The organism is Mucilaginibacter sp. P5_A6 (genome assembly GCF_056400585.1).
On sequence record NZ_JBFUKZ010000023.1, the window covers coordinates 93,860 to 108,829 of the forward strand.

General features: G+C 41.0%; 14 protein-coding genes. 5 read left to right on the plus strand and 9 right to left on the minus strand.

Annotation, left to right across the window (positions count from 1 at the left end; translation table 11 throughout):
• Positions 1–274: 274 nt before the first annotated feature.
• From AC1DO4_RS21660 to AC1DO4_RS21685, 6 genes are all read right to left on the minus strand, one after another.
• Positions 275–1,051, minus strand: coding sequence for a DUF6515 family protein (locus AC1DO4_RS21660; protein ID WP_477419700.1), 777 nt, complete (start codon positions 1,049–1,051; stop codon positions 275–277).
• Positions 1,052–1,586: 535 nt separating this feature from the next.
• Entirely contained in the window at positions 1,587–2,159 is a 573-nt protein-coding gene (locus AC1DO4_RS21665; RefSeq protein WP_477419665.1) for a thiamine diphosphokinase, read from the minus strand.
• A 437-nt stretch (positions 2,160–2,596) separates the two neighbouring features.
• Positions 2,597–2,971: a hypothetical protein gene (locus AC1DO4_RS21670; RefSeq protein ID WP_477419666.1), complete on the minus strand. Its 375-nt coding sequence runs from the start codon at positions 2,969–2,971 to the stop codon at positions 2,597–2,599.
• A gap of 353 nt (positions 2,972–3,324) precedes the next feature.
• Complete coding sequence (locus AC1DO4_RS21675) at positions 3,325–3,942, minus strand: hypothetical protein (RefSeq protein WP_477419667.1); 618 nt, start codon at positions 3,940–3,942, stop codon at positions 3,325–3,327.
• Positions 3,943–4,923: 981 nt separating this feature from the next.
• Positions 4,924–5,886, minus strand: a complete 963-nt coding sequence (locus AC1DO4_RS21680) for an AAA family ATPase (RefSeq protein WP_477401267.1) — start codon at positions 5,884–5,886, stop codon at positions 4,924–4,926.
• A 10-nt stretch (positions 5,887–5,896) separates the two neighbouring features.
• Positions 5,897–7,333 carry a peptidylprolyl isomerase gene (locus AC1DO4_RS21685; RefSeq protein WP_477419668.1) on the minus strand — a complete coding sequence of 479 codons (1,437 nt, stop codon included), beginning with the start codon at positions 7,331–7,333 and terminating at the stop codon, positions 5,897–5,899.
• A gap of 178 nt (positions 7,334–7,511) precedes the next feature.
• Here AC1DO4_RS21685 and AC1DO4_RS21690 point away from each other — a divergent pair, with 178 nt between their 5' ends.
• From AC1DO4_RS21690 to AC1DO4_RS21705, 4 genes are all read left to right on the plus strand, one after another.
• Positions 7,512–8,078 carry a hypothetical protein gene (locus AC1DO4_RS21690; protein WP_477419669.1) on the plus strand — a complete coding sequence of 189 codons (567 nt, stop codon included), beginning with the start codon at positions 7,512–7,514 and terminating at the stop codon, positions 8,076–8,078.
• Positions 8,079–8,221: 143 nt separating this feature from the next.
• Positions 8,222–8,815, plus strand: coding sequence for a non-canonical purine NTP diphosphatase (locus AC1DO4_RS21695; RefSeq protein WP_477419670.1), 594 nt, complete (start codon positions 8,222–8,224; stop codon positions 8,813–8,815).
• Positions 8,816–8,873: 58 nt separating this feature from the next.
• The gene (locus AC1DO4_RS21700; RefSeq protein WP_477401261.1) at positions 8,874–9,044 is read left to right on the plus strand and encodes a hypothetical protein; all 171 of its coding nucleotides are present in this window, start codon (positions 8,874–8,876) and stop codon (positions 9,042–9,044) included.
• 47 nt (positions 9,045–9,091) lie between these two features.
• On the plus strand, positions 9,092–9,574 hold the full coding sequence (locus AC1DO4_RS21705; RefSeq protein WP_477419671.1) for a hypothetical protein: 483 nt from the start codon (positions 9,092–9,094) through the stop codon (positions 9,572–9,574).
• 199 nt (positions 9,575–9,773) lie between these two features.
• On the opposite strand, the gene AC1DO4_RS21710 is transcribed toward AC1DO4_RS21705, so the two are convergent.
• On the minus strand, positions 9,774–10,907 hold the full coding sequence (locus AC1DO4_RS21710; RefSeq protein WP_477419672.1) for a lactonase family protein: 1,134 nt from the start codon (positions 10,905–10,907) through the stop codon (positions 9,774–9,776).
• A gap of 79 nt (positions 10,908–10,986) precedes the next feature.
• Positions 10,987–12,546 (minus strand): pseudouridine synthase, encoded by a 1,560-nt coding sequence (locus AC1DO4_RS21715; RefSeq protein ID WP_477419673.1) that lies wholly within the window; start codon positions 12,544–12,546, stop codon positions 10,987–10,989.
• 230 nt (positions 12,547–12,776) lie between these two features.
• Here AC1DO4_RS21715 and AC1DO4_RS21720 point away from each other — a divergent pair, with 230 nt between their 5' ends.
• Complete coding sequence (locus AC1DO4_RS21720) at positions 12,777–13,559, plus strand: lytic transglycosylase domain-containing protein (RefSeq protein ID WP_477401256.1); 783 nt, start codon at positions 12,777–12,779, stop codon at positions 13,557–13,559.
• Positions 13,560–13,660: 101 nt separating this feature from the next.
• Here AC1DO4_RS21720 and AC1DO4_RS21725 read toward each other — a convergent pair whose 3' ends face one another.
• Positions 13,661–14,956, minus strand: coding sequence for an esterase-like activity of phytase family protein (locus AC1DO4_RS21725; RefSeq protein ID WP_477419674.1), 1,296 nt, complete (start codon positions 14,954–14,956; stop codon positions 13,661–13,663).
• Positions 14,957–14,970: the final 14 nt, after the last annotated feature.

Sequence of the window (14,970 nt, forward strand, 5' to 3'; positions counted from 1 at the left end):
GGTGGAACACCTTTTTGTCTGTAGGTCAATAAGTTAACATATCGCCAAAACAAGGGATGGAACACCTTTGTGGCTGTAGACCAATGCGTTAAGTTTTTTGCAAAATTGAAAATATTTGCCCGGATACAGAAAATACTGTCTCGTCCTGAAAAAGCTTGCTCTTTTGGTGATTAATCCTATGCTGGGTTTACACACCTGTTTGGGGCGGGCTCCATAAACAAAACAGGCTGCCTCAAATTTGAAGCAGCCTGTTCATTATGTATTTAAACGGAATTTATTGTTGCTGATCTGGTTCATCAGATGGTGTACCTACAACTTTATAAATAGTATCGCCGTTGTTGTTTTTGCTTTCCTGGTAATAAAAACCATCAGGAGAAACATATAATTTTTCGCCATTGATCTTTATTTTCCGGCAATCATCAGGTAACTGGGTAACAATATCACMTATTTGGGGGCCTTGCTGATAGTCGCCATTGCCGCTGTTATCGGTATTTAACTCGCCATCTTTACCTGCTATTACATAAACCTGTGTGCCATCATCTTTGGTATATGGTTGATAGTACACACCATTTAACTCATAGTACTGCTCGCCATTAATGGTGATTGATTTGGCATCTGTTGGTAAGGTTTTAACCTCGGCACCTATAGGTGGTTCAACAACAGTGTACTGATCATTATATTGACGGTAGTATAAACCATCACTATAGTAGTACTGGTAATCGCCATACCAAAATGGATAATATCCGTAAGGTAAAAATCCTATGCTGAAACCAATACGTGGGTAGTAATATGAACTGTAGTAGTTATGGTATGGATAATAATAGTGACTTCCAAAATATCCGCCACGGCCACCGTAACGATAAGAACCGCGGTTATAAACCCTGGTACCGTATCCGTTAGCGTTGTTGTAGTAAGAGCCACGGCCGCCATTATAAGCACGCCTGTCAACACTGTTATAGCTACGGGTGCCACCAGTATAAACACGTTGTCCGTTTGCGTTTACGCCGCTACGCTGAGGGGCTACAGCTACGTTATTTGACCTTGTGCCCATGCCGTAATTGCCACGCTGAGGCGCTACATTTACGTTGCCACGGTTTACATTGCCACGGTTTACATCGCCACTGCCGCTAAAGCCACGTGATGGGGGGGCCACTGCAGTACGCTGACCGCCGCCGCCACCATTAAATGAAGGGCGGGCAACACCAACGTTGCCACCACCAGAAGGACGGGAAACGCCAACACTACCGCCGCCGCCACCAGATCTTGAGCCGCCACCACTGCTGCTTCCGCCGCCACCGCCGCTGCTTCCGCCGCCGCCCCTGCGCTGTGCATCTGCTGTAAAAGCTAAAGGCAAGCTCAACAAGCCTGCTAAAGCGAATGAAAATAAATTTTTATATGTCCTTTTCATGATTGAAAGTTTTTTACTGTTCAGCAGGTATTTTGCTGAGTATATATTTATAGACCAAAAAATGTTTAAACGGTTTAATTTATATTTATAATTATTTAGAAATATTACAAAAAGTACACCAATATAAAATTTACCTCAACAACAACCCTCAAATTACCTTTTTATTGCAATACACTAACTAATTTAATGCCTCGGCAATAAGCAAAAAAGGTTCTTCAAACTGCAGGCTGAAAAAACCGTCGGCGGTAGTTTTGTAAAGCCCTCGCCCGTTATCTTGCAAGCCTTTGTATTGCAATGCGTTAGGCGTCGTCAACAACTCAATTTGCTCACCGGCCGGTTTCCACTTGCTGAAACCCGATGTAACTGGATAAATTTTTTGCTGCGCGTTAAAAATAACCAGGTTAATTTTATCAGCGTAGGGCAAAAAATCCGCTAATGCCAACTCGTCAGTAATAATGTTTACCGCCGGGTAATTATTAGCAGTAAGAAACTTTAAAGCCGCTACCGCCAGGCTGTTGTTCCCTGCAGGGATCAGTTTAATATCCGACTGCGGGATCACTTCATCACCATAGCTAATTATCCAATCTACCTTAATCCCAAAACTGTTTAACTTTTCGGCAGTATCGGGTGTAGTAATCACCGTTGGGCTCCACTCCAATAATTGCCCCAGCAACTCCTCCTCAAAATTATCTATACCCAGCACCAGCAATGCAGGCTCCTGTTTTTCGCGAACAATATGATGGGATGACATTGGATAAAGTTAGCGGGAATAAATGAATATTGGATGAAAAGGAGAGGTAGGAAAATGTTAAATTATCATATTTAACATTTCGGGTTAAAGTATTACGGTGTAATAAGAGCGCTTAAAATTGCTTTGTCAGAAGAAGCTATACAGGTTTTGCGGGTAAATCCTGCTTAAGTTAAATTGTTTTTGTAGTGTTTCCTGCAGGGTTGTACCCGAATTGCTATTTAAAGGCAAATGAAAAATGCGACAGGTTCTCAAAACCTACTTCGAAATAAACATCAGATGGCTTTCTTTTTTGTTCAAATATTTGGTATATCGTGCTTTTATAGTTCTTACATTACAAAACCTGAACTCTTTTATAGATGACTTGCATTGTGCAGCGGGTTTAGAGGAATAATTGTAAAATATTTCGATTGTTTTATTAGCCATTGTAAGAATTGCTATTAGGCTTCTTTGCCAAGTTCTTGCTCATAGAAATCAAGAATATTCTTCAAGATATTGTCGAAGTTACTTTCGCTATAGAACCTCGTCGACATGTCAATGACTTCGGCTATTGAACTTCCTGCTTCTACTTGCCAAGCGTTCCGTCCATCAAATTTTTTGCCGTCAATTTTTTCGATTGRTAATGGTGAGCCGAAATATCCTTTTAGTTCTTTAACAAAGTCAGCGATGAAATATTGGTTGGGTGTAGGCCAATCATTCATTGCACTTAAAAAAAGCACAGCAATGTCCTTTAATTTATGATCTGCCAGATCAAGATCAACCAAATCTTCAAGTACTGAATACGTTTCAATCTTGTTATTAATCTTATTGCTCATATAGTTGGCCGTAATAACTTCGTATAATTATTCGATTAATCTAATCTGAACCTCTTCTTTATCCTATAACTAAGTTAACAAAAAAGCCCTCAGATTTTCATCCAAAGGCTTTCAATTTTATTCCCATGCTTCGCATACAGTGGATCATTTTGTGGTCCCTAGACTACAAAACTCGAACTCTTTTATGTAATTTGTATTGTGCAGCAGGTTTGGAGGATAATTTCTAATTCAAGCAATATATTTATTGAGATTCTTTGTTATATGTTTCCTTCCACAAAAGAAAAAGAGCCATAAACAAAATGGTAATGGAAAGTGCGCCCATGTTAACGGCCCGATACTTCTTCACAACTATTTTATTTGCCCTCCCTGATCTGTTGAAAATCTTCTTTTTTCGTAAAATATGCCAGCCCTAAAATTAGGGCTATTGTAGTGGCAAAATTAATTTTCTGCATTATTGGTAAATACTTAAAACTATCAGAGCCATAAAGGTATAGTGTATAATAAAACACAAGGAGACAAACAATACATAGCCATTTAAATAAATGCAGCCTTGACTTTAAAACAAAAACAGTGATATAAAACATCCCTATAAGAAACATTGTACTAGCTATTGTAATCATGATATCGTGCAATGGGGTTGCTATTAAAAAAGTAAAAAACATACCACCGGCCCCTACATATTTTATTATTTTGGAGGCGCCCTTTGCCGGTATTTTCTTTGAAAATTCAACGAAGAATATAGCAAAGCTAGCCGAAAAGAAAATCATTCCTCCTATAGCCCAAAAACGAGCTGGATTGTCTGATCCATTAACAGCATTTTTACCGAAAAGATTACTTATATAATTATTTTTCCAGTCATACCCAACGGAGTTTTTGTCAACTTGCGACCCACCGGGATAGTACCATGTCGCTATAAATAGCAACAATATCGAAATAATTATTCCCAATAGAATTGAATGTTTTTTTAGCATACAATATTGATTTAGAAATATTAAACTCTTGTGCAAAAGTATTTCAATATCGCATTAAGATTTATGATTTACAACGGACAAATTACCGAACTGCTCTTTAAGAAAAAAGCCTTCAGTTTTTCATCTAAAGGCTTTTAAATAATTTTCCCATGCCGTTCCCATGGATGGGTATAAATGTAGTCCTTAGACTACAAAATCCCGAATTCTGTTTATGGCTGATTTGTATTGTACGGTGTTTTGAGGAAAACTAAAAATGTTTTAATTACCTATTATTCCACTCATATTCCAGGGAATATATTTTAGGAAATTGGCTGCTATAAATTATTTTTATCGTATCACCAATGGGGCGTATGTTTTTAATGTCATCGTGATATGCCGTTTCATACACGTGTTTATTGGCCTCATACTTACATTTTATCATCCAATGCCATGAGCCTTCCCTTTTGCTTTTGGAATGTTTTCTATCAACTACAATAGAATTGGCCCATACCCCATTCTTATTTAGTTCCAACTTCTCCCGATGTCCCTGAAAAAGACCGAATGTTGGCCCAACAATTAGTACAGATAAAAAAGCAAAAGCGGTACTTGGTTTTACCAGCTTTGTAAACGAGATTAAGGTGGTAAAAACTAATAACGGAACGATAAAACATATAAATAAGAAAATTATCCAACCAATTATTAAATGATCGGGATACATAATTGCCCGGGGAACAAAGTACACAAATAACAAGGTAATTATTAGCAAACCCAAAGAAAGCCATTTGAGGTTTGCGATTAAAAGGGGTTGCGACTTTTTATTCTGCACGAATTAAATGTAGATAATTTTCAATATCCTTCAATGCCCTTGGACTTCTCACTAAAGACTTTTTATCATCAACTTATCTAATATTAATTTCTCCTGTCGGGCATAGGGAAGCTCATTTTTTTAACACGAAGAAAAAAAATACAAAAATCGATTTGATGAGTACTTAGAAGTTCCCCCTAAAACAACCCTTCAATAATATCAGCTGCCGAAAGTCCTTCCGCCTCGGCGTGGTAGCTGCGTACAATACGGTGGGTTAAAATAGGTTTGGCAACGGCCTGCACATCTTCAATATCGGGAGAGTATTTTCCGTTGATAACGGCATGGCATTTAGCCCCCAAAACCAAAAACTGTGATGCCCGCGGACCGGCACCCCAGGTAAGTAAGCGGTTTATCTGTGGCGCGGCAAACGCGGTGTTGGGGCGGGTTTTTGACACCAGCTTTACGGCATATTCCATCACATGATCGGTAACCGGGATGTTGCGCACCAATTGCTGAAAGTAAGTGATCTGCTCGGCATTCAATATCTTTTTAACATCTACCTTTAAAGTGCTTGTGGTGTTTTTAACAACCTGCAGCTCCTCTTTAAACGATGGATAATCTAATGCAACGTTGAACATAAACCTGTCCAGCTGGGCCTCGGGCAGGGGATAAGTGCCTTCCTGCTCAATGGGGTTTTGCGTGGCCAATACAAAAAATGGTTTGGCAAGCTTGTGTGTAACCCCGGCGGCGGTAACCGCTTTTTCCTGCATGGCTTCCAGTAAGGCAGCCTGGGTTTTTGGCGGGGTACGGTTTATTTCATCGGCAAGGATGATATTGCTGAAAACAGGACCGGGTATAAATTTAAAATTACGGTCTTCGCCTAAAATCTCGGAACCTATGATGTCTGATGGCATCAGGTCGGGAGTAAACTGGATGCGTTTAAAATCGAGGTCGAGCACCTGCGATACGGTTTGCACCAGCAGGGTTTTGGCAAGGCCCGGTACACCTACCAGTAAACAATGTCCATTGCTGAAGATAGATATCAGCACAAATTTTACCACCTCATCCTGCCCAATGATAACTTTCCCTATTTCGGACCTTATTTGCTGGTAAGCCAGTTTTAAAGCATCGGCAGCTTCAACATCAGAGCGGTGTGGCATAAATTGGTTGTTATTTAGCTTGAGCGGTTGCGGTTGGAGCGGCTATCCATTTTTTCAGGATATCGCAGGTTTGGTATTCCCTGTCAATTTTGATAAAAGTTTCCTTGCGGCGTTTATCAAACCACTTGTTTACGGTTTTGCTGTTTTTGTCTTCAAAAGCAAACTCCTTTAGTTTAGGAAAATCCTGTGCCAGGTTTGCCTTGTGAGCATCGGTAGCCGATTTTAAGTATAAAATTTTGTAACTCTTTTTACCATCGGCGCCGGTAAACAAATCGGGCTTTGAAATGCTGCCAACCTTCATGGTATCAACAATAAGCGCAACTTTGGGGTCAAGCTTATCAGTAGGTATAAAGGTTGATCGGGTTTGTACATTTTCGGCATTCAGCATCATGCCACCGTTAAATTTGGTTTCCTTATCGTCTGAGTAATAAGCGGCTGCTGATGAAAAGTCAATTGTTTTTTTGTTTGCCTGCATCAGGGTATAAATACTATCGGCTTTTGTTTTAGCCCTATCCAAACTGGCCTGGGTTATGGCAGGTGTAATTAATATATGCCTTACGTGTACCTGCTCGCCGCGGCGTTCAATAACCTGTAAAAAGTGAAAGCCGAAATCCGTTTCAAATACCGGCGATATTTGCCCGGCTTTAAGTTTAAATGCATTTGCTGTAAATTCTTTTACAAATGTGGTACGATCTGCAAACCCAAGATCGCCGCCTTCAACAGCCGATGCCGGATCCTGTGAGTAAAGCCTTGCCAGGGTTCCAAAGTCTTCACCTTTTTTAACCCTTGCCAGCAATTCTTCTGCCTTTTCCTTATATAGTTCCTTCTCTTCCTTACTCAATTTAGGCTGAAAAACTATCTCGCCAATCTCTACCTCTTTATTAAAGGATGGCAAACTGTCTTTTGGAATGGTATTAAAATAATCTTTTACATCTTGCGGAGTTACATTCAGCTTTTCGGTTATTTTAGCCTGCATTTTTTGGGCAATCATTTGCTCTTTCATGTCGGGCCTTATTTCATCCTTGTATTGGATAATCGAGCGGCCTAAAAAGCCTTCCAGTTTATCCTGGCCTCCGGCCCTTTGCATCATTTCGCGCATGCGGCGGTCAACGCTGGCATCAATATCATCGTCTTTTACGTCGATACTATCAATAACTGCCTGCTGAGCCAGTAATTTTTGAGTTAGTAATGATTGCAGAATCCGGCATTTCATATCCGGGTTTGGCTGCATGCCCTGTATAAGATACTGGGCGTATTGTTGTTCAATATCAGATAGTAGTATGGGGCTGTTACCAACAACGGCGGCAATTTTATCCAGTGTTTTGCCAGGTGTTCTTGCAGTAATTGTATCGGCTTTGGCCGCTGTAGCCGAATCGGCTTTTACCTGTGCCCTGGTAACTGATATAATGGATATAAAACTTAAAACTAATAACCCTAACTTTCTCATGTAATGCTTATGTACTAAATAAAACGGAAATAACGTATCCGTTAAAACTTCAAATTTCGGTAAAATTTATTAATTATAGCTGTACAATTAATTTCAATAAACACAGTTGGCTATAATTGTGCTAATATGGTTATAATGCTTGAAACCGTTTAACTACTTTTGGTTAAAATTTGTTAAAGTGAAAGTTGAAAACCCGGTTGCCCTACGCTTTATTTTGCAGGATGAGCTTTATTTGCTGAATGCCGATAAGTCCCTATATAAAAACACGGCCATGGATACACCAGTAGCCGATGAAGCCGCACCAATAGCTAAACAGCCAGAACCTGTAATTACAGCAACACAACCCGAAATAAAAACGCAGTTGCTGAGCTTTAATTATCTGGGTAAAAATTTAAAGAACTTTTTGGTGCTGGTACATTATCCCGACCTGGATTTTATTGACGATACACATTTAACCGCGTTAACCAATATTATTAAGCGCAAAGAATTAAGTGTGGATGATTTGGCTATAGTTAACCTGGCTAAGCAGGGTAACACCCATTATGATGATCTGTTGAAGTTTTTTAAACCCGCGAAGCTGCTGATATTGGGTAAAAATGCATTGCCCCAGGGCATTCCGGCGCTGGTGTTAAATACTCCTAAAGCTTTTGGGGGCTTCACAGGGCTATATAGCTTTAGCTTTGGCGAGATGATGGACAGTGTTGATAATAAAAAAGCCTTCTGGGAGCAGATGAAAACACTTTAATTTGAAAATCAGGGAATTTGAAAATTTGAAGATGGAGTTTGCACAAGAAGCCTGGGTTTCATTTTCAAGTTCGCAAATCAATGTCCTTTATCCTTTGTCCGAAAGTCCTTTGTCTTTTATCCTTTATCAATAAGTCTAAAAAAATGCATCAATTAGTTTTCGCAACAAATAATCGCCATAAACTTGAAGAGGTTGAAAACAAGCTTCAAAAAAAAATCAAACTGCTAACCCTTAATGATATCGGCTGTTATGATGATATTGAAGAAACCGGTACCTCCTTTAAACAAAACGCTTCAATAAAAAGCAGGTACATTTATCAAAAATATAATCTTAATTGCTTTGGAGACGACAGCGGCCTGGAGATAGACGCGCTTAATGGCGACCCGGGAGTTTATTCGGCACGTTATGCAGGCGAGCATGGTAACCATGCGGCTAATATTAAAAAGGTATTGGATAATTTACAAGACGAAACCAAGCGCAAGGCCCGTTTCCGTACAGTAATATCATTGATATGGAATGGGGAAGAGCATTTTTTTGATGGTACTGTTGAAGGCACTATTCGCACTGCGCCCAGCGGCACAGATGGTTTTGGATACGACCCCATATTTGAGCCCGATGGATACGATGTAACCTTTGCCGAAATGAGCATGGATGAGAAAAATAAAATCAGTCACCGGGCTAAAGCAATGGAACAATTGATTGATTTTTTAATCAATGAGAAAAATATTAAACAGTGATTAATTTGATGTAACCTTTATGCTATTTATCCGTAAATAGGGCTATATAGATTACCTCATGGAATTAATAGCTCAAATTAAACACAAGTTGCTTTCAACAGATACAGATCGTTGCTTTGCTAAAAGCCTGAAGAAAGTAAAAGAGGCTGATGAGGTGAGCGCTTCAATTACCGAACGTTTACTGGAGATTCAAAAGACATTTAAATCAAAAAGTATTGAGTTAAGTTGAGCTTTTGGCAGGATTTATGCTTATATGCATTTAAATAAAACACTGTCATGAAAAATTTTCTTAAAACCCCGATAGCTATCCTATCCCTTATTTTTGTACTCTCTGCCTGTTCGTCTACAAAAAATGTAACTACAACCAATGTATCCCGCGGCAAATTTGTGGGCACCTGGACACTTAACAATGTAAGTTACGATGGGCTGGTTCAAAATGCTGTTCAAAACGTGTTTGACCAGGCCGCCCCAGAAGCATTTGTTGGTAGTACCTGGAAACTAACCAATAGCGGTAACGGTATCTACACCCTTGCAAATGGTACGGCCCAAACCATATTTTGGTCGGTTTTTAACGGAGGAACAACCGGCACGCAATTCCAGTTCAAAAAGATATTTGAAGGAGATAAAGCCAAAAATGTAGCAGAAGGCTATCGTTTGGATATTGTAAGTAACAATGGCGCGGCCATGACACTTAAATCTCCGGTTACCGTTGGTGGCGGAACGGGATATATTATTTATTCGTTTACTAAAAATCCGTGATTTTTAGGTTAAAGGTAAAAGGCGAAAGGTAAAAGGTTCTCTTTTTAGGTCAAAGGAAAAAGGGCAAAGGCGAAAGGTGATCTGATTCACTTTTTACCTTTGCCCTTTTACTTTTATATTGAGCAATTTGTGGCTGTGTCTTTTATCCTTTTTCCATCAATCCTTCATCCACAAAACCTTTCGCCTTTTACCTTTCGCCTTATTCAACCGGTGTGAATTTCAGGCATACCGGGTTCCCAACGTCTATTTTGATGCCTGTTTGTCGTAGTTTACCAGTAGTTTGGTCTATTTTAAATACAAACATGCTATCGCTGCCCTGGTTGGCTACTACCAAATAATTACCTGTTGGATCGATAGCGAAATCGCGCGGGTTTTTACCAAAGGTTGACTGGCGCGATACAAAAGTAAGCTCGCCTGTTTCCTGGTTTACGGCGTAACAGACGATCTCGTTGGTTTCTAAACGGTTTGAGGCATAAAGAAAACGGCCGTCGGGCGATATATGGATGGCTGCAGCCCCTGTTTTGCCTGTAAAGCCATCAGGCAATAGGGTTATTGCTTGTTTTTGTTTGAACTTGCCATTATCGTAATCAAACACAATAATATTTGAAGCCATTTCTGTTAGCAGGTAAACATGTTTTTTATCAAGCGAATATTCCAGGTGGCGTGGGCCGCTGCCGGGTGTAACGCTTACAAACGGGGGATTGGCCCCTGTTAAAGGTGAGCTTTTACCCGAACGGAAACGGTAAATATTTATCTTGTCGGTGCCCAGGTCATTATAAAACAGGTACTTTTCATCGGGCGATAATATGCTCATATGCGCGTGCGGGCCTTCCTGGCGTTCCTTGTTTGGTCCCTGGCCTTCATTACGCACAGTTTCAATGCCATTAGCTAATGAACCGTCCTTATTAATGGGCAGTACAGCAACCTGGCCGCTGGAATAGTTGGCAACAAATGCATTTTTTTGCGCCTTATCAACAGCAATATAACATGGGTTGGCGCCTAATGACGATTGCTTGTTGATAAATTCCATTCTGCCGCTTTTAGCATCAAATGAAAATGAGCTCACCTCACCTTTGGTCGACTCATTTACCGCGTAAATAAATTTATTGTTTTTGCTTACTGCTAAGTACGATGGATTATCTACACCATCTATCTGGCTTAAATAAGCCAGCTTGCCGCTTTGCGTATAAAAACGGTAAACCAAAATTCCTTTACTTGAACCTGTGGTATAAGTACCCACAACAAGATTGAACATTTTGGGGACGAGTTTTTTATCCTGGGCGTAATTAAGCAAAGGCGATAGCATCGCTATGATCAAAAGGGCTTTTTTCATGTTGGTATGAATTGATTAAGTGATGCAAGTTAATAAAATAGACAAAAAAAATGCCCCGTTGTTTAACGAGGCATTCTTATTATTTTATCAGGTGTTTTAACTGGATGATCTCACTTTCTTCCAGGTGGCGATAACGCCCCCGGGGAAGATCTTTCTTGGTGAGGTTGGCATAAACCACCCTGTCCAATTTTATAACCTCGTAACCCAGGCTTTCAAATATGCGGCGCACCACGCGGTTTTTACCACTATGGATCTGGATACCGACTTCTCTTTTTGAAGCGCCTGCAACATATGATACCGAATCTGGTTTTATTAAGCCATCTTCGAGTTCAATACCGAATTGAATTTTATTCAGATCGCCCTGCGATAAGCTTTTGCTCAGCTCAACCTGGTATAGTTTGCTGATGTTGCTGCGTGGGTGCGATAATTTATCGGCCAGCTCGCCATCATTGGTCATTAACAGTAAACCAGTAGTGTTCCTGTCTAAACGGCCAATAGGGTAAATACGCTCTTTGGTTGCTTTTTCAACCAGGTGCATTACCGTGCGGCGTTCCTGCGGATCTTCTGTTGTGGTTATATAATCCTTTGGTTTATTTAATAATACGTAAACCATTTTCTCGCGGCGCAGGGTTTCGCCATTGTATTTGATCTCATCTCTTGCCGGATCAATTTTAGCACCCAGCTCGTCAACCACTACACCGTTTACCGATACCACACCGGCAATAATCAGCTCATCGGCCTTACGGCGCGAGCAAATGCCTGCGTTTGAAATATAACGGTTAAGGCGGATTAGTCCATCGTCCTTGGTTTTGCTTTCGGCGGGTTTTTTACGGCCGCGCATAGTTTTGGCCGGTGCGTCAAGGTCTTTGGTTATTTTATCATATACCGGCTTGCGTTGCGGCCTGTCGGCATTATAAGCCGGTTTGTCTTTTGAGAAGCTGCCTTCGCGTTTTTTAAATCCGCCTTCGGCAGGCCTGTCGCCAAATTTTCTGTCTGTTGATCTTTCTGTACCCGCACCAAATTTACGTTCGCCACCTTTATCGGCACCGAAGCTTCTTTTGGGCTTGTCGCCAAAATCTGCATTAGATGAACGTGTGCGTGGAGAAGAGTATGGCTTTTTTTCGCCGGCAGAACTGCCGCCAAAGTTTCTCTTAGGCCTTTCTTCGCCTTCGCCGGATGATGGCCGGCCTGAGTAAGGTTTTCTTTCACCGCCACCTGAACCTGCACCAAAGCTTCTTGGCGGTCTGTCGCTGTCACTGGAGGTCGGCCTGCCAGAGTATGGCTTGGCGCGTGGCGAAAAGCTTTTTTTATCGCCAGACGAAGCTCCGTCTCTGAAATTGCTTTTTGGTTTATCGCTATCGCCGGATGTTGGGCGACCAGAATATGGTCTTGATCTTGTAAATGATTTTTTATCGCCTGATGACGCGCCGTCCCTAAAATTGCTTTTGGGCTTATCGTCACTAAATCTGTTGCTTTGGAATGATTTATCCGGTCTGGATAGTTTCTTTTTCTCCCCGTCCGGAGAGGCTTTGCCTTTTGCGGTTGCCGGTCTTTTAGGCTTATCGTCGCCTCTTGAGCTTCTGCCTGTTGATTTTCCCGGCTTGTCGTCGCGACTACCTGTTGGTCTCTTAAATACCATATTTTTTTGTTTAGCGCTTTCGCAGCGTGAGGGTCAAAGTTACGGTTTTTTGGCAAAAAGCAATCAAAAAATTCAAAAAAATAATGCGGTTCAAAAACACGGTTTAAACTGTTTTAAACCGTGTTTTTGAACCGAAAACCAGCGCTAAAAAAATTAGTAAAAAGCTAAGTATTTGATTATGTGATTTGTATGACCTACCTTTGCAGCACATTTTACCTAATGTATAGTTAATGATAAAAAAAGAAATGATTAAAAAACACTTACTTACGTGCTCCGTAACGCTGGTGCTGGTTCTCATTTCCAAGCTTAATATTTTCAGTACAACTATTACTGAAACGGTTGCAAAACCAGCCAAATTAAGCCATCGAACCTCGGAATTTATTTTTATTAAAAGCACCGCTGCTGCTTATAATTTTGCAGACGAAGCTTTACCTGTTAATGATGCCAGGGTTACATTTAAACTCAACAAATCGCTCAGACAACATGCTTTTAAGAACGTGCAATCAACCTTGCTACACCGTAAGGCCGAAGTACTGTTCCCTATTATTGAGCCAATATTGAAGTTTTATGGTATCCCTGATGATTTTAAATACATCCCGCTTGTCGAGTCGGGCCTTAAATCGGGCACTTCTCCAAAAGGGGCATCGGGTTTATGGCAATTTATGGCCGGTACCGCGCGTACCTATGGGCTAAAGGTGGGTCATGGGGTTGATGAACGGCAAAACGTTCGTAAATCAACTATCGCGGCCTGCAAGTATATCAAGGAACTATACGGTGAATTTAATAGCTGGACGCTGGCTGCCGCCGCTTATAACAATGGATCTATTAAATTAGCTAAAGCCATTAATAAGCAAAACGAAGATAATTATTTCCGCATGAGCCTGAACCGTGAAACCGGTTCATATGTTTACAAGCTTATTGCCATGAAAGCAATTATTGAGCAGCCTAAAAAGTTTGGGTATAAAAACTACATTAATATTACCCAGCCAACGCAACTGCTGGCATTTAATTAATATTGACTTGTAAATGTCATAATTAGTTAAAGATTACATACGGAGCACTTTAAGACCGATCTTCCCAGCTGGAAGGTCGGTCTTTTTTTGTGGAAATTTAACTATAGGGTTATCTTTTTAAAGTAGAGCCTGTTATGGTCAACGGTGCCCGTACCCGCAAGTATTTTTGCCATAAAGCCACTTGCCCCGTTATCGGTTACACCAAAATCATCGTCATTTGATATCACCAGGATGTTGCCGGGTAATAAAGCTATACCTTCACATTTATCATGCGGGTAAACGGTTGAGAGATCTTTTAAAAGATCAAGTACAACTGTTTTTTTAACCGGCGTAATTCCGGCCGTAGTTAAACCGGCAATGTCTTTTAACTCTTCAACGGTTTTCCCACTGTACAGCTTGCCTGTTTCGCCGTTTGCAGCATCAGAAACATCGGTGGCGTTTGCCAGGTCAACTTTAAATATCTTTTTAAAAGTTGAGGGGTTGGTTGGTGCACCGCCATAATTACCATCGCGTTCAATGGTTAAAAATGTGGTGGCATTTACAGCCAGTATTTCGCTGCAGCCGGTAAGTGATGCATTTTCCATTAAATAGATGTACTGTTTTGTTGCACCGGTAGCAATATCAAAAGTTAAAATGCGTAATACCAATGAATTGCTTACGGCGGCCTTTGTTGGGTTATACATTGGCGATTGTATAATGCCTACCAGTGTTTTACCATCTGGTGTAATCGTAAGGCCCTCCATGCCGCGATTGGCTTTGCGTTTGGCAAATACAAGCGGTATTTTACGCCCGCCCGTACCCGTACCGAATGGGTTTATGCGTTCAATTGTTCGCCCGGTTGCATCAAAATGTACAATGTGGGGCCCATATTCATCGCTTATCCAGAATGAACCGTCAGATGCCAAAGCAATTCCTTCGGAGTCAATGCCATCTGCGCTTGGGCTAAGCTGCGTGCCGGAAAGATCATATGGAACCTCGCCGGTGGCGCCCATTCCAACCGGATTTGGGAGGCCGTTAAGTTTAGCCCCGGCCGCATTTTTTAATTCGATAGTTTGTTCCAATACCAGCTTATTATCCTTTAATCTGAATTTGCCTATTTGAGGATCAAAATCGGGTTTACCAATAATGATAGAATTGGCAATTGTACCGGCAACGTTTGGCCCGCGGTCGGTAAGTAAATAAAATACCGATGGGTCTTTTGGGTCGGCAGCAACAGCGGAGCCAAAACCGCCGTTATAAACTTTCACACCGGTAGCAGTCGTCATCAGCAATGCTGGGTTTGTGGCTTCGGCCATGTCAGGGTAGGTGATGGCAGTTGTTGATTGGGGATGGTCTTTTTTACATGCCTGGAAGCCTAATGCGGCAGCCATACAAACAAAGGGGAGTAATTTTCTCATCAGATAAAAGGTTA

What these genes read in the sequence shown, in the direction of transcription:
- AC1DO4_RS21705 (WP_477419671.1), top strand. Translation starts at nt 9,092, where the DNA reads ATGAAAAATTTTCTTAAAACCCCGATAGCTATCCTATCCCTTATTTTT.
- AC1DO4_RS21695 (WP_477419670.1), top strand. Translation starts at nt 8,222, where the DNA reads ATGCATCAATTAGTTTTCGCAACAAATAATCGCCATAAACTTGAAGAG.
- AC1DO4_RS21715 (WP_477419673.1), bottom strand. Translation starts at nt 12,546, where the DNA reads ATGGTATTTAAGAGACCAACAGGTAGTCGCGACGACAAGCCGGGAAAA.
- AC1DO4_RS21720 (WP_477401256.1), top strand. Translation starts at nt 12,777, where the DNA reads ATGATAAAAAAAGAAATGATTAAAAAACACTTACTTACGTGCTCCGTA.
- AC1DO4_RS21665 (WP_477419665.1), bottom strand. Translation starts at nt 2,159, where the DNA reads ATGTCATCCCATCATATTGTTCGCGAAAAACAGGAGCCTGCATTGCTG.
- AC1DO4_RS21685 (WP_477419668.1), bottom strand. Translation starts at nt 7,333, where the DNA reads ATGAGAAAGTTAGGGTTATTAGTTTTAAGTTTTATATCCATTATATCA.
- AC1DO4_RS21700 (WP_477401261.1), top strand. Translation starts at nt 8,874, where the DNA reads ATGGAATTAATAGCTCAAATTAAACACAAGTTGCTTTCAACAGATACA.
- AC1DO4_RS21725 (WP_477419674.1), bottom strand. Translation starts at nt 14,956, where the DNA reads ATGAGAAAATTACTCCCCTTTGTTTGTATGGCTGCCGCATTAGGCTTC.
- AC1DO4_RS21710 (WP_477419672.1), bottom strand. Translation starts at nt 10,907, where the DNA reads ATGAAAAAAGCCCTTTTGATCATAGCGATGCTATCGCCTTTGCTTAAT.
- AC1DO4_RS21680 (WP_477401267.1), bottom strand. Translation starts at nt 5,886, where the DNA reads ATGCCACACCGCTCTGATGTTGAAGCTGCCGATGCTTTAAAACTGGCT.
- AC1DO4_RS21675 (WP_477419667.1), bottom strand. Translation starts at nt 3,942, where the DNA reads ATGCTAAAAAAACATTCAATTCTATTGGGAATAATTATTTCGATATTG.